This is a genomic window from Pseudomonas sp. Irchel 3A18 (assembly GCF_900187465.1).
GTDB classification, from domain to species: domain Bacteria; phylum Pseudomonadota; class Gammaproteobacteria; order Pseudomonadales; family Pseudomonadaceae; genus Aquipseudomonas; species Aquipseudomonas cichorii.
This window is the reverse complement of the sequence record NZ_FYDI01000006.1, coordinates 228170-245700: the sequence shown is the minus strand read 5'-3', so window position 1 is coordinate 245700 and position 17531 is coordinate 228170. Positions and strand designations below refer to the sequence as shown.

Genomic DNA, 17531 nt, shown 5'->3' with positions numbered 1-17531 from the left:
GCGATGTCTGGCAAGAACTCCATGCACGACAAGGACCCGGCGCTGAGCAAGCCGCTCTGGCAGCGGCTGGCCTGGCTGGTCGGCATCTGGGCAGGCAGCGTCTTTGCGCTGTTCATCGTGGCCAGCCTGATGCGCATGTTCATGAATGCAGCGGGCTTGACCACCCACTGATCACCCAGCGTTTGATTCCCATCCCGTGTTTTGTGGACACGGCTTCATGACCCTCCTTGCGGAGGGTTTTTTTTGAGGTTTATTTACGGGCTTTGAGAATCACGAACTTGGGCGTTGCGGCGACCTGTTCCACGCCGCGAAACAGTCGTGCCAGTTTGCTGTGATAGCCCAGATGGCGATTGCCGACGATATACAGCGCGCCACCGACCACCAGTGAAGCCCGCGCCTGAAGGAACATGCGCCAGGCCAGGAAATCACCGACCACCTGCTGCTGGTGGAAGGGCGGGTTGCAGAGCACCACATCCAGAGAATCCGGCTCCTGGCCGGCCAGGCCATCGCCGGCACGAATCACTACCTCGCGCGCTCCCAGCGTTGCCTGCCAGTTCTCGGTGGCCGATTGCACGGCCATGAAAGACTCATCCACCAGCGTGTAATGAGCCTCCGGGTTGTCCAGAGCACTGGCAATGGCCAGCACACCATTGCCGCAGCCCAGATCGGCGACCCTGGCCGAGCCGAGGTTCCCGGGTAGATAAGGCAGGAAGGCCCGGGTGCCAATATCCAGGCCGTCGCGACAGAATACGTTGGCGTGGTTGACCAGTTCGATGGCGGGTTGATCGAGTTTGTAACGGGTCGGGTAGGGCGAGCTCAGGACCGGCCTTGATTCTGGTGTGCAGAACAGCAGGCGTGCCTTTTTCACGGCCAGCGATGCCTGTACCGGCCCTACATATTCTTCCAGCAGGTCACCGGCCGAGCGTGGCAGGTGCTTGACCATAGCTGCCGCGATCACTTGGGCGCCCGGCGCCAACTGGCCTTGCAGGCGAATGAGCTGTTCTTCCAGCAGCGCCATGGTCTTGGGAACCCGGATCAGTACCCAGTCGAAAGGGCCGTTCAACGGCTCGCTGGCCGGGATCACGGGGACGGCGTCATAGGGCATGCCGTTGCGGGCAAGGTTCTTTTCCAGGCCTTGTGCCGCCAGATACGAGTCGGTGCTGCTGACCACCGTTGCATGCTGTGCGAGGCTTGCGGCCAATGCGCCAAAGCTGTCGTTGAGTACCAGTACCTTGCTCTGCAGGGTCAGGCCGGTTTCTGCCACATGGTTCAGCAGGTATTCATCCGCCGCATCAAATGCCTGCAACGGCTCATCTTGTTGTTCGGGTTGGCGAATGAGATCAAGTTGAGCGAAAGGACTGGTCAGCACGGGCATGGGCAGGAAAACTCTGGGAATCGACGTATGTCATGCGAGCCCGGCATCTGATGGGCTCGCTGAGATCGGCAAGTTTACGTGCTTTTTGCTGTTTGGCACCCTCCATGTTGGTAGCCGGTTGCTGTTGCCCTCAGAACATTCCGCTCAAGGCTGCCTGTACGGCCGCAGCCGTTTTGTTGCAAACCCCCATTTTCTGTATCGCGCTGGCGATATGAAAATGAATGGTGCGCTCTTTCAGGCTCAGAATGATTGCGATGTCGCCCGCTGTCTTGCCTTCCGCGGACCATTTGAGGATCTCGATTTCTCGATGGGTAAGGTTTTTTGCGTGAGATGGGGATGGTGAGTTGAATTCCATGGATCCCATGATCGCCTCCATGCCTTTGATGGCGAGTTGTTTCTGTATTGTCTAAGTAGTCTAGAAAAGAACCACCGTGTTCAGTTTGCGTGTGAGCCTATCTAGACGAGTGGTGTTATGGCTTTTGTGTATTCAAAAAGATGTTTTTGGGCTGAAACACTGGCGCATGCTGGGTTGTGGCTTTTCAGGGCATACAGGCTTTCAACTAACGAAAGATGGCCTCAAGAACCAAATACTCTAAATTGCCGCTGCTTGATGTCGCTCAAATCACTACAAACAGCCGGTGTTTATCGAGCGCGCTTTGGAGGACACTGGAAACCTTTTCCAGCTCTGGAGCCAGAAGCCTCCCATGACCGCCAGCGAAGACAAGTTCACCCGCCAGACACTGCAGCGTGTGACGCCATTGACCGACAATCTGTTTACTCTGCGCACCACGCGCGACCCCGGTTTTCGTTTTCGTGCCGGGCAGTTCGCTCGCCTTGGCGTGACCAGAGCCGATGGCAGTACGGTATGGCGCCCCTACTCGATGGTTTCTGCGCCCCATGACGAGTTTCTGGAGTTCTTCTCCATCGTGGTGCCGGGCGGGGAGTTCACCGGTGAACTGAGCCGTCTGCGCGAAGGCGACACCTTGCTGGTGGAGAAGCTGGCGACCGGTTATCTGACGCCGGACCGTTTTGTCGACGGGCGAGACTTGTGGCTGTTATCCACAGGCACGGGCGTCGCGCCTTTTCTCTCGATCCTTCAGGACTTTGAGATATGGGATAAATTCGAGCGGATCATCCTGGTCTACAGCGCCCGTGAGGCCAGGGAGCTGGCTTATCAGCAGTTGATTGCCGAGTTGATGCAGCGCGATTATCTGGCCGAGTATGCCGACAAGTTCCTGTTCCTGCCCACCGTAACCCGCGAACAGCATCCCGGCGCCTTGCATGGGCGTATCACAAGCCTGATCGAAAATGGCGCGCTGGAGCGTGCCGCAGGTGTCGAGCTGACGCCCGAGCATTCGCGGGTGATGATCTGCGGCAATCCGCAAATGATCGACGATACGCGGGCCGTGCTCAAACAGCGCAACATGCAACTCAACCTGACCCGTCGGCCAGGGCAGGTTGTGGTGGAGAATTACTGGTAGGCGTTTTCGCGAATCTGTGGGAGGACTTGCTGGCGACTTCTGAAGCTGTCGCCAGCAAGCTGCCTGCCACAGTCTTGCTTCAAACCGGACGACCAGGGTCCACCGTAATCGGTGCCGCTGGCTTGTTCTGCTCTTTGAGCAAATCACGAATCTCGCCCAGCAGGACTTCTTCCTTGGACGGTGTCGGTGGCAGGGTCGGGGCCTTGGCTTCTTCGCGCTTGAGGCGGTTGATGGCCTTGACGCCCATGAAGATGGCGAACGCCACGATGACGAAGTCGAGTACGGTCTGGATGAACTTGCCGTAGGCCAGCAGCACGGCAGGCGTTGTGCCTTCGGCCGCTCGCAGGGTAATGGCCAGGTCACTGAAGTCCACACCGCCGATCAACAGGCCCAGCGGAGGCATGATCACGTCACCGACGAATGATGAAACGATCTTGCCGAATGCTGCACCAATGATGATACCCACGGCCATATCGACCACGTTACCTTTGACGGCGAAGGCCTTGAATTCGCTTAGTACGCTCATGGGTGATTCCTTGTTACAGAGGGAGATGACCGGATTCAGTGTAATGGAGCAATGTGTATCCTGCTGTGTACATGTGCAATCGACCAGGGTGGGTGCGGTAAGTTTTATCCGGATCGGCAAAAACCGAGTTCCGGCGGCGCGGCATTTGCTGCGTTATCATGCTGCTTTTTACGACTGGGGTTGTCATGGCCAAGGCCAAACGCTTGTACGGCTGCACGGAGTGCGGTGCGACTTTTCCCAAATGGGCTGGCCAGTGCAGTGATTGTGGCGCCTGGAACACGCTGGTTGAAACCATGCTGGAAAGCGGCGCAGCCGCCCCTCCCAGCGGACGCACCGGCTGGACGGGCTCGCAGGCCCAGATCAAGACCCTGGCCGAAGTCAGTGTCGAAGAGATTCCGCGCTTCTCAACCAACTCCAACGAACTGGATCGGGTCCTGGGCGGCGGCCTTGTGGATGGCTCTGTCGTCTTGATCGGTGGTGATCCGGGGATCGGTAAATCCACGATTCTGCTGCAAACCCTGTGCAATATCGCCGAGCGCATGCCAGCCCTGTATGTGACGGGCGAAGAATCCCAGCAACAGGTGGCCATGCGCGCCCGTCGCCTTGGCCTGCCTCAGGATAAATTGCGGGTGATGACCGAAACCTGCATCGAGACCATCATCGCCACGGCGCGTGTCGAGCACCCCAAGGTCATGGTGATCGACTCCATCCAGACGATCTTCACCGAACAACTGCAATCCGCTCCCGGCGGCGTGGCGCAAGTGCGGGAAAGCGCCGCCTTGCTGGTGCGTTACGCCAAGCAGAGCGGCACGGCGATTTTCCTGGTCGGCCATGTGACCAAGGAAGGTGCACTGGCCGGGCCTCGGGTCCTGGAGCATATGGTCGATACCGTTCTCTATTTCGAGGGCGAGTCGGATGGACGGCTGCGTCTGCTGCGGGCGGTGAAAAACCGTTTCGGCGCCGTCAACGAACTGGGCGTGTTCGGCATGACGGACAAGGGGCTCAAGGAGGTTTCCAACCCGTCAGCGATTTTTCTGACCCGTGCTCAGGAAGAAGTGCCCGGCAGCGTGGTCATGGCGACCTGGGAAGGTACGCGCCCGATGCTGGTGGAAGTTCAGGCGCTGGTGGATGACAGCCACATGTCCAATCCGCGTCGGGTGACGCTGGGGCTGGATCAGAATCGTCTGGCGATGCTGCTGGCGGTCTTGCATCGCCATGGCGGAATCCCGACCCACGATCAGGACGTGTTCCTCAATGTGGTGGGTGGTGTGAAAGTGCTGGAAACCGCGTCTGACCTGGCGTTGATGGCGGCGGTCATGTCGAGCCTGCGCAACCGGCCATTGCCTCATGATCTGCTGGTGTTCGGGGAAGTGGGGCTTTCCGGCGAGGTCAGACCGGTGCCCAGCGGTCAGGAACGTCTGAAAGAGGCTGCCAAGCATGGCTTCAAGCGAGCCATCGTGCCCAAGGGCAATGCCCCCAAGGAAGCGCCGGCCGGTTTGCAGATCATTGCGGTTACCCGTCTGGAGCAGGCGCTGGATGCGTTGTTTGAATAGAGTTGCGTGCCTCTTCGCGAATGCATGCGCGAAGGCTCAAATCTCGATCAGCGCCGCCAGTTCCCTGTCCAGCTCAGCCGGATCTCCCAGGTTCAGCTCCACCAGCCGCTTCAAATGACTGATCGATTCCAGCCCGATGTGCAGGCAGACAAACCCGAGATGCTGGTTGTCGTCATGTGTCAGCTTCACATCCATCTTCACGTAGGCATCGTCGCTGAGATGAATGTCCACCAGAAAGTGCTCGTCCGGATTACCCGTCCAGGGTTCCGGCCGTTCGATGAGCAGTCCTTTCAGAGAGAGATCGAGCAACTGCACTTTCCAGTTGTGGTTGCCCTGGCTGAGGTCGGTCCTGGCATCGAAAGCGATGCGCTTGAAACGACGGCGATCTGAGGGGGAGTCGGTCATCAGGTGAGCTCTCGTGGTATCGACTGACGCTGGGTCAGCGGACATGCCATGGATAATGGCACCCTTGTTTAGGCACGATAGACCTGAACGGAGTTGCCGAACAGTTCTGTGGATAACTTTTATTGCTTCTGTAGATTCGTTTGCAGGAAGGGGAGGCGTTATTTACGTTTTGACAGGCTATTAAAGCGCTCTAGACCATCGTTGGGGGTGGCCTTTCGCTCCGACAGGGCTAAACTCGGAGTGCTTGCCTTCTAGTCAACTCTGCTGGAATAAGAAAATGAAAAATAACAATAGCCTAATGCGCCACGTGCCTTGGCTGCTTCTCGCAATTATTGGGGCTTGTGCCCTGGGGGTGGTAGCACTGCGTCGTGGCGAGGCAATCAATGCCTTGTGGATCGTGGTCGCTGCTGTAGCTATTTATCTGGTTGCTTATCGTTACTACAGTCTTTTCATCGCCAACCATGTCATGCAGCTTGACCCGCTGCGGGCAACCCCGGCGGTGGTCAACAACGATGGTCTGGACTATGTGCCGACCAACAAGCACATTCTGTTCGGTCACCACTTCGCAGCCATCGCAGGTGCAGGCCCGCTGGTCGGCCCGGTACTGGCCGCGCAGATGGGTTATCTGCCCGGTACGCTCTGGCTGATCGCCGGTGTGGTTCTGGCGGGCGCGGTACAGGATTTCATGATCCTGTTCCTGTCCACGCGCCGTAACGGTCGCTCCCTGGGCGACATTGTCCGCGAAGAAATGGGTCGTATCCCCGGCACCATTGCCTTGTTCGGCTGCTTCCTGATCATGATCATCATCCTTGCGGTGCTGGCGCTGATCGTGGTCAAGGCCCTGGCTGAAAGCCCGTGGGGTATGTTCACCGTCATGGCGACCATCCCGATCGCGATGTTCATGGGCGTTTACATGCGCTACATCCGCCCGGGTCGCATCGGTGAAATCTCCATCATCGGTGTGGTTCTGCTGCTGCTTTCCATCTGGGTAGGCGGCGCGGTGGCTGCGGATCCGGTCTGGGGCCCGATGTTTACCTTCACTGGTGTGCAGATCACCTGGATGCTGGTGGGCTATGGCTTCGTTGCGGCAATGCTGCCGGTATGGCTGCTGCTCGCACCGCGTGACTATCTCTCTACCTTCCTGAAAATCGGCACCATCGTTGCGCTGGCCATCGGCATTCTGATTCTGGCTCCCGAACTGAAAATGCCGGCCCTGACCCAGTTCACCGACGGTACGGGTCCGGTCTGGAAAGGCGCGCTGTTCCCGTTCCTGTTCATCACCATTGCGTGTGGTGCGGTGTCGGGCTTCCATGCACTGATTTCCTCGGGTACCACGCCCAAACTGCTGGATAACGAAAAGAACGCCCGCTACATCGGTTACGGTGGCATGCTCATGGAGTCCTTCGTCGCCATCATGGCCATGGTCGCCGCTTCGGTGATCGAGCCGGGTGTGTACTTCGCCATGAACAGCCCGCCTGCGATTGTGGGCAGTGATGTGGTGACTGTGGCGCAAACCGTCAGCAACTGGGGCTTTACCATTACGCCCGAGCAACTGACTGCCGTGGCCAATGACATCGGCGAGCACACCATCCTGGCCCGTGCCGGTGGTGCTCCAACCCTGGCAGTCGGTATCGCGCAGATCCTGCACCAGGTCCTGCCGGGTGAAAACACCATGGCGTTCTGGTACCACTTCGCGATTCTGTTTGAAGCCCTGTTCATCCTGACCGCTGTCGACGCCGGTACCCGTGCCGGTCGCTTCATGCTTCAAGACCTGCTGGGCAGCTTCGTACCTGCTCTTAAGCGCACCGAGTCCTGGGTTGCAAACGCCATCGGTACCGGTGGTTGCGTCGCGCTTTGGGGATACCTGCTGTATCAAGGCGTGATCGACCCACTGGGTGGCATCAATACCTTGTGGCCGCTGTTCGGTATCTCCAACCAGATGCTCGCCGGTATCGCCCTGATGCTTGCCAGTGTGGTGCTGATCAAGATGAAGCGTCAGCGCTACGTCTGGGTGACCTTGCTGCCTGCGTCCTGGCTGCTGATCTGCACCGTGACCGCGAGCCTGATCAAGCTGTTCGACTCCAACCCTGCCGTTGGTTTCCTGGCCCTGGCCAAGAAGTACAGCACCGCAGCGGATGCTGGCCAGATCCTGGCTCCGGCCAAGAACATGGACCAGATGCAGCACGTGATCTTCAACGCTTACACCAACGCCGGTCTGACCATCCTGTTCCTGTTCGTCGTGTCCAGCATCCTGTTCTACGCGCTGAAAGTCGGCCGTGCGGCGTGGATCAAGAAAGAGCGCAGCGACAAGGAAATGCCCTACCAGGCCATGCCTCCGGGATCGCAGGTGTGATAACGGTCATGAAGAGAGGATCAGCCCATGTTCAATGACCTGAGTCGCCTCGGGAAATACCTCGGTCAGGCCGCACGCCTGATGGTGGGCATGCCGGACTACGACACCTATGTCGAGCACATGCAGACCAAGCACCCGGACAAGCCGTTGATGAGCTACGAGGAGTTCTTTCGCGAACGCCAGGAAGCTCGTTACGGCGGCAAGGGTGGTCCCAAGTGTTGCTGATCCTCTGATCTGCGTTATCGTTTGAATCGACGCGCCACAGGCCAACACCTGTGGAGTTGTCGTTTTTATAGAGCATCTGTACATATTGAACTGCTGGAGTACACATGACTGTTGCGCAACCCATCCCCGTCACCGTATTGACCGGCTTTCTGGGAGCAGGCAAGACCACTCTGCTGCGTCATTTGCTCAAGGCCGAACACGGCCTGAAAATCGCGGTCATCGAAAACGAATTCAGTGATGCCGGCATTGATAGCCAGTTGCTTGGCACAGACCCCGTGCAAATCATGACGCTGTCCAACGGCTGCGTCTGCTGCACCATCCACACCGACCTGACCAAAGCCCTGTACCTGCTGCTGGAGCGACTGGACAGCGGTGAAATCGCCTTTGACCGACTGGTGATCGAATGCACCGGCCTTGCCGATCCGGCTCCCGTTGCGCAAACCTTCTTCATCGATGAAGAGCTGCGCGAGCGCTACATCCTCGACGGCATCATCACGCTGGTGGATGCTGCCCATGCCGACACCCACCTGGCCCAGACCATCGCCCAGGCACAAATCGGCTTTGCCGACCGTTTGCTGGTGAGCAAGCGCGATCTGGTGGACGAAGAAGCCTTCCAGGCTCTCTCGTCCCGCCTGACCCGTATCAACCGGCGCGCGCCGATTCGTATCGTTGAGCACGGCAAGATCGATTTGGCCGAATTGCTGGATGTCAGAGGCTTCAACCTCAACGCCGACCTCGGTGGCGGCGTCACCCTGCGCCCGCTTGCCCCGGCTGGCGCATCCGCCGACCGCATCTCAAGCCTGGTGCTGCGCAGTGAAAAACCGCTGGATATCGACAAGCTCAGCGAGTTCATGAACGAACTGCTCGAAGACCACGGCAAACAACTGCTGCGCTACAAAGGCGTACTCAATATCGCAGGCGAGCCACGGCGCATGGTGTTCCAGGGCGTGCTGAAGCTCTATGGCTTTGACTGGGATACCGAATGGGCAGAAGACGAAAAACGCGAAAGCGTGATCGTGTTCATTGCCGATGAATTGCCGGAAGAGAAGATTCGGGCGGCGTTTGGCGAGATGGTGGGGGGTAACACTAATGTGTGAGCCAGCGACCTGATTTCGTAGGAGCGGATTTATCCGCGAGAAGTCATTGAAGGGGATACATTTTCTTCGGATGTACGGACTTCTCGCGAATAAGCGGAGCACCCTCTGATTGCTCCTGCGGGAATTTTATTTAAATCATGATATTGCGTTTCGTTTTGTGAGAGTAGATATCACTCATTCCAACAGGAATTGAATTTCTCTTCCGCCTCAAGCCGGGTTTCGATACCCAAGCGGTTAAGAGCCGTATGAGTGTCAGGAGGTGTTTTTTCATGCGCTAGGTAGTGCCATAAGTTGAGTGGTTTCTCGGGTGTTTAAAGTCGACTCCATGTTGACGTTGCAGGGGCACTGTTGGCCTGTGATAGAAACGGGAGTCATGGTCAGCCTCAAGAATGCGAGGCATGCATCCTTGCGCATATGACCTTGGTGTTTATGCAGGGCGTTTCTGTGAAGGTTATGAGAAATGGCTGAGAGTTATATCTCCTGTAGGTTTTTTTGAAAGGATAAGGATTAGGCTTAAAAAGCCAGGTAGTGGAGGCCAATTCGTTTGGTGCGTAGCTGATCCCCTGCGAATTCAATAAAGAGCTTTCTTACAGGAAAAACACTGCGACACTGCTTTTGCTCAGAAGTCTCCTACATACATTAATAAGCAGCGTTGCAAAAATGACCGTTCAATCACCGAAAGTACGATTTCAGGCTTTCGTTTCTTTTGGTGCTACCCATCACCAAAAACTCTATGGCTTTAGTGCGTATTGTCATGTCACCCTGTCGTGCAGTGCCGCCAGCGCTGGAATATTGCCTTTGTTAGCCTCTGGAGTTTTTACGAATGGGATGGCTCCCACCATGATTTTCGACAAGCATGCGCATTACTCAATGAACCATATAAAGGCAGCATGCGCAGACGAAACGGATGTCATGACACTGAATCACAACGACATGGATCAACTCGAGACATTATGTAAATCTCACAAAAAGATTGCTTATGTTGCTGATGGTGTCTACAGCATGGGAGGTGTTGCGGATATGGAAAGCCTCATCTATCTGAAAGAGAAATATGGGATGTTTCTGTATCTCGACGACTCTCATGCCATCACGGCTTTGGGAGCAAATGGAATGGGCCATGTGAGATCATGGCTACCCTGCCAGGATGACAGCACTATTGTCGTGGCGTCTCTCGGAAAGGCTTTTGGCGCTGGAGGTGGAATGGCCATGCTGGGTAGTGAGCAGCAGAAAAAACTGATCTACCGGTACGGCGGCCCCAGCAACTGGTCTCAGAGTCTTAATGCTGCCGCTATCGGTGCAGGAAGAGCTTCGATAGCCTTGCATCGCACAGGTGAGATTGATGAGTTGCAAAAAAAGCTGCAGCGCAATATCCAACGCTTTGATTCACTGATTGTTACAGATCAAATAGGAAGCTATTCGCCGATCAGGCTGATACGTTGCCCTGGTGCCAATGTTGCAAATCATATTGCTGCCGAACTCTCCAATAATGGATTTTTTACTTCTGCTGTGTTTTTTCCAGTAGTAGCACAAAATAAGCCTGCGATAAGAATCACGTTCAGAGCAGATATGTCCGCTGGCCTTATTGATGAGTTTTGCGCACGGGTGAAACGTTTTCTTGGCACAACAGAACTCGCCTCCCACACAGCCCAGTATCAACTACCTTAAACCATGAAAATCGACAGCCATATCGTTATCTCATGTATGGCCGTGTTGACGGCACAGTCAGGTATAACGCTCTATCTTCCGTCCTTGCCCTCAATTGCCGAAAGTTTTCATGCCAGCCCCGGTTTTTCGGCGCTGACACTTTCGGCATTTCTGGCGGGGATGGGGTTGCCGATGTTGCTGTGGGGCAGAGTGGCGGCCTTGCTGGGGGGCAGGGCAACGATGATCTGGGCGCTTTTGCTGTTTTCTATCAGCAGCCTGGGGGTTGCGCTATCGGCCGACACTGCCATGTTCATTATCTGTCGCACTGTTCAAGGAGCGGCTGCCGGAGGTATTTCGGTCATGGCTCGTGTGTTGTTACGCGATAATTTCAGTGCGCAGCATTTGGCAAAGGCTCTGAGCTGGCTGTCGATCTGCTTTGTGATATCGCTGGGTTTGGCGCAAGTTGCAGGTGCGTTGATACATACAGCCTGGGGCTGGCGGGCCGTTTTTTTCACAAGTGCAGCTTTGGGCTTTTTATTGATTTTTCCTGTTATGCGATACGCCCCGAGTGGAATGCCTGATCGTCGGGCCTCAAGCCCAGGTCGAAAAATATACGGCACCCTCATTCGAGATGTTCAATTCATGCGGCCAGTATTGGCGGGTGGCTTGGGCTATGGCGTGATTATTCTTTTTGGAGCCAGTGCCCCAGCGCTCTTTCAGCTTCACTTCAACTGGACTTCCATGGAGTATGGCTGGATTGGGTGGCCAGTCAGCGGTGCCTATATGCTTGGCGCTTTGTCGGTCAGTTGGCTGCTTTCAAAGCGCAGCGAGGATCAGAGCCTGATGTTTGGGTTGAAGCTTCTGGCATCGGGGGCTTTGCTTATGGGGGCGGGGCAGTTCTTGTTTCCGGCGGCTGCTTCTTCTTTATGGCTACCTTACTGTTTGCTGCTTGTCGGTCAGGGCATCGTTTATCCGCTGTGCCAATCCCTTGCCAATCAGAGCGCATCCGTCAGCGGTCCCTATGCCATGGCATTGACCGGTTTTATCCATCAGGCGATGGCTGCCTGCTGTGGGTTGATAGCCAGTGTTTTACCCTCGGGCCAGCCAGGGCCATTCACGCTTGTCTGTATCGTGCTTGCAATTCTGGCATGGGGTATTTACACGCAGGGTCGCGTGAAGGTCTCCTCATAAATAAAAAGCCCGGCTCAAAAGCCGGGCTCTTTCATACAGTCAGCAACTACGCTATCAAGCGCCGTAAACCGGCAGCTTGGCGCAGATGGCTTTGACCTTCTCGCGAACGGCGTCGATCACCGCTTCGTTGTTCAGGTCAGCCAGGATGTCGCAGATCCAGCCAGCCAGTTCCTTGCACTCTGCTTCCTTGAAGCCGCGAGTTGTCACTGCCGGGGTGCCGAAGCGCAGGCCGGAGGTGACGAACGGGGAGCGTGGGTCGTTCGGGACGGAGTTCTTGTTCACGGTGATGAAGGCGCGGCCCAGGGCAGCGTCTGCGTCTTTACCGGAGATGTCCTGTTTGATCAGGGACAGCAGGAACAGGTGGTTTTCAGTACCGCCGGAAACCACGTCGAAACCGCGCTCGATGAACACGCCAGCCATGGCCTTGGCGTTCTTGACCACTTGTTGCTGGTAGGCCTTGAACTCCGGTTGCAGTGCTTCCTTGAAGCAGACAGCCTTGGCCGCGATGACGTGCTCCAGCGGGCCGCCCTGTGCGCCAGGGAATACTGCCGAGTTCAGCTTCTTCTCGATGTCGGCATTGGCGCGAGCCAGGATCAGGCCGCCACGTGGACCGCGCAGGGTCTTGTGGGTCGTGGTGGTGACCACGTCAGCGAATGGAACCGGGTTCGGGTAGACACCCGCGGCAACCAGACCGGCTACGTGGGCCATGTCGACGAACAGGTAAGCACCGACCTTGTCAGCGATTTCGCGGAAACGGGCGAAGTCCAGAACCTGCGAGTAGGCAGAGAAACCGGCCACGATCATTTTTGGCTTGTGCTCGACGGCCAGACGCTCGACTTCGTCGTAGTCGATCATGCCATTGGCGTCGATGCCGTATTGAACAGCGTTGTACAGTTTGCCCGAGGAGCTGACGCTGGCGCCGTGGGTCAGGTGACCGCCATGAGCCAGGCTCATGCCCAGAATGGTGTCGCCGCCTTGCAGCAGAGCCAGGTAAACAGCGGAGTTTGCCTGGGAACCGGCGTGTGGCTGTACGTTGGCGTAATCAGCGCCGAACAGTTCCTTGGCGCGGTCGATGGCCAGTTGTTCAACGACGTCGACGTACTCGCAGCCACCGTAGTAGCGCTTGCCCGGATAGCCTTCGGCGTACTTGTTGGTCAGGACCGAGCCCTGAGCCTCCATGACAGCCGGGCTGGTGTAGTTTTCCGAGGCAATCAGTTCGATGTGCTCTTCCTGGCGCAGGGCTTCTTGCTCCATGGCGGCAAAAAGATCGGAGTCGTACTTCGCGAGAGTCAAATCACGGCTGAACATGGCAGTCCTCGAGGGGTTGGAGCGGAAAAGGGGAGCATTCTACCCCATCGCGTTTTATCTGGCATATGAAAGGGGCTCATTTGGTGGATGAGCAGAAGGCAAGTAGGAGGGGAAGCTGCAAGTTACAAGCGGCAAGCTACAAGCAAGAGCGGGGTCGTAGCGTTCGGAAAAAATCTGCTTTTGCTTGAAACTCCCAACTTGCAGCTTGCCGCTTTGTTTCTGTTCGACCTAGTCGAACATGAACAACGCATCATTGCTGAACTGCGCCTCGAACTGCGAAGCCGGCATCGGGCGGCCGAAGAGGTAGCCCTGGACTTCGTCGCAGCCGTGTTCGCGTAGGAACTCCAGCTGTTCGTGGGTTTCGACGCCTTCGGCGATGACCGCAAGGTTCAGGCTGTGAGCCATGGCGATGATGGCGCGGGCAATCTGTGCGTCCTGTTCGCCCGATGGCAGGCCATCGACGAAGGTGCGGTCGATTTTCAGTACGTCAATCGGGAACTGCTTGAGGTAGTTCAACGATGAATAGCCGGTGCCGAAGTCATCGACCGCGATGCTCAGGCCAAGATTCTTCAGGCCGTCGAGCATTTGCATGGCTTCGCTGACTTCGCGCATCAGGATACTTTCGGTCAGTTCCAGCTCCAGGCAAGCCGGTGGCAGACCGGTTTCGCCCAGCATCCGGGCGATACGCTTGCCGAGCTGGCCGTCCGAAAACTGTCTTGCGGAAATATTCACCGATACCTTGGGGACCCGCACTTTTGCCTGATGCCAGCTCTTGAGCTGACGACAGGCTTCGGCCAGTACCCAGTCCCCGACTTCCACCACCAGACCGAGTTCTTCCAGAACCGGGATGAACTCGTTGGGCGGCACCAGGCCGCGGCGTGGATGCCGCCAGCGCAGCAGGGCTTCGGCGCCGGTCAGGCGTTTGCCGTCGCCGCTGAACTGAGGCTGGTAGTAGATCGTGAACTCTTGCTGCTCCAGGGCATGGCGCAGGTCGCTTTCCAGCTCCAGACGTTCCAGGGCGGTGGCGTTCATGTCGGTCTGGTAGAACTGGAAGTTGTTCTTGCCGCGCTCCTTGGCGTGGTACATCGCGGTGTCGGCGTTCTTCATCAACTGGCTCAGTTCGTTGCCGTCCTGCGGGCTCAGGGCGATGCCGATACTGGCGGTCACGAAGAACTCACGGCCTTCCAGCACGAAAGGCGTGATCAGGCTGTTGAGGATCTGCTCGGCCACGTGGATCGCACGATTGAGCGCGATCTCGCGGGTGGCTCCCGGTTGCAGCAGCAGGGTGAACTCATCGCCGCCCATGCGCGCGACCGTGTCATCGTCGGCGACACAGGCCAGCAGCCGGGTGGCCATTTCCTTGAGCATGCGGTCGCCGGCGGCGTGGCCCAGGGAGTCGTTGATCGGCTTGAAGCGATCCAGGTCCAGGAACATGAGAACCACCCAGGCCTGCTGTCTTTCTGCATGTTGCAGGGCCGAATGCAGGCGGTCCTGGAACAGTGTGCGGTTGGGCAGGTGGGTCAGGGCGTCGTAATAGGCCAGGCGGTGAATGCGCTGTTCGCTGGCCTTGCGCTCGCTGATATCGCTGAAGAAGCACACATAGCTGGCCAGGTCGCCTTCATCATCCACCACGGCCGTGATGCCGACCCAGGCCGGGTAATGCTCGCCATTGCGACGCTTGAGCCAGACTTCGCCTTCCCAGGTGCCGCGCTGGTTCAGTTGTTTGAGGATGTAGCGCAGGTGGGCTTCCTGCTCTCGATCCACGGTAAGCATGTTCGGTAATTGATCGAGCACTTGTGACACGTCATAGCCGCTGACCCGAGTGAAGGCGTCGTTGGCCTGGACGATATAACCCGCCGGGTCGGTAATCAGGATCGCGGACGTCGAGTGCTCGAAAACCGTAGCTGCCATTCGCAGGTCTTTTTCGGCGCGACGCTGGGTGCTGATATCGCGGCCCACGCCCAGTATGCCTTCGAATGTTCCGTGCTCATCCCAGACCAGAACCAGTCGCAGCTCTACCGGGATCTTGCGGCCATCGGCACGCAGGCAATCGAACAGGTACAGCTGGGTGGGAACAGCGCTGCGCAGCTTCGCCAGTTCCTGAGGGTTGTCGAGCACCCGCTTGATGCGCGCTATCAGGTTGTAGAAGCCTGATAGCTGCTGCGGGTTGGCAACGGTGGAGCCCCAGCCGTTCTGGATAACCCAGTCGGCTTCGTAGCCCAGAACGCTTTGCACCGAGGGGCTGACATAGTTGACTTCCAGCAGCCTGTCGGTAGAGAAGATCACATCACTGATGCTTTCGGCGAGCATCCGGTAGCGCTGCTCGCTGTCGCGCAAGGACTGACTGGCCTCGACCTGGCGTGTGATGTCCTTGGCGACGCCGATGATGCGGGTGACCAGATCTTCCTTGTCCCGGGTCAGGGCTTGTTCGCGGATATCGAAGCAACGCCAGGTAGTGTCCTTGTGACGAAAGCGCAGGGCACATTGCAGCAGTTCGTTGTGCCCGTGATGGCGTTGGCGCAGGCGCATGTCTTGATAGCTCTGGGCATCCTCGGGGTGCAGCAGGATTTCCCAGAAAAACTCGCCCATGGCGTGCAGTTCGCTCTTGCTGTAGCCCAGCGTCTGCCCCAGATGGTGGTTGCTGTAGATCATGCGCTGGCTGAGCACGTCCTGGACATACAGGTGATCGGGCACGGTGCGGACCACATCCGACCAGAAGCGCTCGCGCTCCTGCAATGACAGTTCGATCTGCTTGCGGCTGGTGATGTCGCCGATGCTCAGGATGACAGCGTCATGGTCGGACCGGGTTTCAGGCAAGCGCAATACCAGCCATAGATGCTGGTCCTGGCCGGACTCACGGGTGAGGCGGATTTCCAGTTCGAGTCGTTGCTGTCGGTTCAGAACCGCCTGAATCACCTGGGTGCCGATGCCGGGCCGCTTGCGCGATTCGCCTTCTATCAGTTGCTGCCAGGCTTCATCGCCGCACTTGATATTCAACAGGCTCAGGGCAACCTGATTGACCTCTGTGATGCGTATCTGCTGCAGCAGTCGCTTCAGCAGCACCGGTTGTGTCTCGATAAAGTGATCGAAGTCTTCTGTGGTTCGGATCTGGAAGGTTTCGAGCTGCTCAGGCAGGTCGGACATGTCCAGTACGCAGATGGCAACGCCTGCGCCTTCGAAAATGTCCTGATAACGGCGGCGACTTTTCAGCAGTTGGCGCTGGCGGCGACGCATGCTGAGAATGGCGGCCAGGGGCAGGAGTGAAAACAGCAGGCCGACCACGCATTTCACGATCAGGGGCGCAATCAGTTCCTGACGTGCCTTGTGGGCATCGAACAGGCCGTGCAGTTGCCAGTCGCTGTTGCTCAAGGGTTGCAGCAGCACGCTTTCTGCCTGCCCGGAATCGGTCTGCATCGATGCGTCGCGCAGGATGACCCGCTGGGTCAGGCGGCTTTCGAGCCGCCACAGATGCTGAAAGTCCTGGCTGGGTTGCTGTATCAGTGCCTTGAGGGCATCCGGCGCCATGCGTACGGCCCAGTAGGCGCCGCCGAGGCCGTCGGCCTGATGCACGAACATGTAGATCTGCAGGCCATCTTCGGAACTGGTGTAGTAATAAGGCCGACCCACTGCCTGCTGGAGCGCGCTCTTGAGAAATGCACCGTCCAGTGTGGTTTCGGCGCTGTCGCGGATCACATCACCCTGAGGACTGAGCCATGCCACGCTGCGCAAGGACGGTACGGTTTCTCGCAGCCTTTGCAGGGGATGTTTCTGAGGAGCGATTTCGCTTCTGGATGGCGTTCCTTCATCCAGCAGGTTCATGGTGATCTGCGCGCTCAGGGCCATGTTGAGGCTCAAGCGGTCTGCGAGTTGCGTACTGTAGTCGAGACTGCGCTGACGCTGGCGCTCCTGTGTCTGGTGAAACTGCTCGAGCAGTTGCCACAACAGCAGTGCAAGCATCAGTAGAACCAGCGCTGCCAGTAGCCCTTTCAAGGAACTACGCAAAGGCACAACGGTTGTGCTTTTGGCTGTTTCTGATGGCGTGGAGGGCGTTGGTGTAGGCAAATCGTTGTTCCTGACTACTGGACTGAAGCAGCGAGTGCGTTATGCAATTAAAGCCCGACGCCCAAAGGGCGGCTAGCATGCCCTGAGTTGTAGCGAAGTGCCAGCCCTGTGGGGCCGGATCGTTTGCCCTACAGGCCGCATTCGGGTAGCTTTGCCCGATGCGCGTTGTAACCCGACTCCTGCAAGAGTGAATCCACTGCTTGCAAACATCGATCCAGCTTTATATTTGCCCGGATGCAGAAGTCCGTTCTCTGTCTGTTTCATTCAAGGCTTTGAATGGCACTGCGGCAAGTAGCAGAGACAAATAAAAG

General features: G+C 57.3%; 14 protein-coding genes. 8 read left to right on the top strand and 6 right to left on the bottom strand.

What is annotated here, in order from left to right; genetic code table 11:
* The first annotated feature begins 3 nt into the window (after nt 1-3).
* A complete protein-coding gene (locus tag CKW23_RS14370) occupies nt 4-171 on the top strand; it encodes a DUF2474 domain-containing protein (RefSeq protein WP_038400044.1) in 168 nt (55 codons plus the stop codon).
* Nucleotides 172-250: 79 nt separating this feature from the next.
* Here the strand turns inward: CKW23_RS14370 and CKW23_RS14365 are convergent, their stop codons facing one another.
* A complete protein-coding gene (locus CKW23_RS14365; RefSeq protein ID WP_025261904.1) occupies nt 251-1375 on the bottom strand; it encodes a methyltransferase in 1125 nt (374 codons plus the stop codon).
* 130 nt (nt 1376-1505) lie between these two features.
* On the bottom strand, nt 1506-1739 hold the full coding sequence (locus CKW23_RS14360) for a helix-turn-helix transcriptional regulator (protein ID WP_025261903.1): 234 nt from the start codon (nt 1737-1739) through the stop codon (nt 1506-1508).
* 340 nt (nt 1740-2079) lie between these two features.
* Here CKW23_RS14360 and CKW23_RS14355 point away from each other — a divergent pair, with 340 nt between their 5' ends.
* Nucleotides 2080-2856 (top strand): ferredoxin--NADP reductase, encoded by a 777-nt coding sequence (locus CKW23_RS14355; protein ID WP_095067768.1) that lies wholly within the window; start codon nt 2080-2082, stop codon nt 2854-2856.
* Nucleotides 2857-2935: 79 nt separating this feature from the next.
* Here CKW23_RS14355 and mscL read toward each other — a convergent pair whose 3' ends face one another.
* Nucleotides 2936-3382: a large-conductance mechanosensitive channel protein MscL gene (mscL, locus tag CKW23_RS14350; protein WP_025261901.1), complete on the bottom strand. Its 447-nt coding sequence runs from the start codon at nt 3380-3382 to the stop codon at nt 2936-2938.
* Nucleotides 3383-3567: 185 nt separating this feature from the next.
* On the opposite strand from mscL, the gene radA reads away from it, so the two are divergent.
* Complete coding sequence (gene radA / locus CKW23_RS14345; protein ID WP_025261900.1) at nt 3568-4935, top strand: DNA repair protein RadA; 1368 nt, start codon at nt 3568-3570, stop codon at nt 4933-4935.
* A gap of 36 nt (nt 4936-4971) precedes the next feature.
* On the opposite strand, the gene CKW23_RS14340 is transcribed toward radA, so the two are convergent.
* The gene (locus CKW23_RS14340; protein WP_025261899.1) at nt 4972-5340 is read right to left on the bottom strand and encodes a PilZ domain-containing protein; all 369 of its coding nucleotides are present in this window, start codon (nt 5338-5340) and stop codon (nt 4972-4974) included.
* Between the two features lie 277 nt (nt 5341-5617).
* On the opposite strand from CKW23_RS14340, the gene CKW23_RS14335 reads away from it, so the two are divergent.
* The 5 genes from CKW23_RS14335 to CKW23_RS14315 all read left to right on the top strand — a co-directional run bounded on the left by CKW23_RS14335 (nt 5618) and on the right by CKW23_RS14315 (nt 11850).
* Nucleotides 5618-7693: a carbon starvation CstA family protein gene (locus CKW23_RS14335; protein ID WP_025261898.1), complete on the top strand. Its 2076-nt coding sequence runs from the start codon at nt 5618-5620 to the stop codon at nt 7691-7693.
* 27 nt (nt 7694-7720) lie between these two features.
* Nucleotides 7721-7918, top strand: coding sequence for a YbdD/YjiX family protein (locus CKW23_RS14330; protein ID WP_025261897.1), 198 nt, complete (start codon nt 7721-7723; stop codon nt 7916-7918).
* 104 nt (nt 7919-8022) lie between these two features.
* A complete protein-coding gene (gene yjiA / locus CKW23_RS14325) occupies nt 8023-9015 on the top strand; it encodes a GTPase (protein ID WP_025261896.1) in 993 nt (330 codons plus the stop codon).
* A gap of 660 nt (nt 9016-9675) precedes the next feature.
* The gene (locus CKW23_RS14320; protein ID WP_074568857.1) at nt 9676-10680 is read left to right on the top strand and encodes an aminotransferase class I/II-fold pyridoxal phosphate-dependent enzyme; all 1005 of its coding nucleotides are present in this window, start codon (nt 9676-9678) and stop codon (nt 10678-10680) included.
* Between the two features lie 3 nt (nt 10681-10683).
* Entirely contained in the window at nt 10684-11850 is a 1167-nt protein-coding gene (locus tag CKW23_RS14315) for an MFS transporter (protein WP_025261894.1), read from the top strand.
* Between the two features lie 54 nt (nt 11851-11904).
* Here the strand turns inward: CKW23_RS14315 and glyA are convergent, their stop codons facing one another.
* Both glyA and CKW23_RS14305 read right to left on the bottom strand, forming a co-directional pair.
* The gene (gene glyA / locus CKW23_RS14310; RefSeq protein ID WP_095067767.1) at nt 11905-13158 is read right to left on the bottom strand and encodes a serine hydroxymethyltransferase; all 1254 of its coding nucleotides are present in this window, start codon (nt 13156-13158) and stop codon (nt 11905-11907) included.
* A 228-nt stretch (nt 13159-13386) separates the two neighbouring features.
* Nucleotides 13387-17115, bottom strand: coding sequence for an EAL domain-containing protein (locus CKW23_RS14305; protein WP_095067766.1), 3729 nt, complete (start codon nt 17113-17115; stop codon nt 13387-13389).
* Nucleotides 17116-17531: the final 416 nt, after the last annotated feature.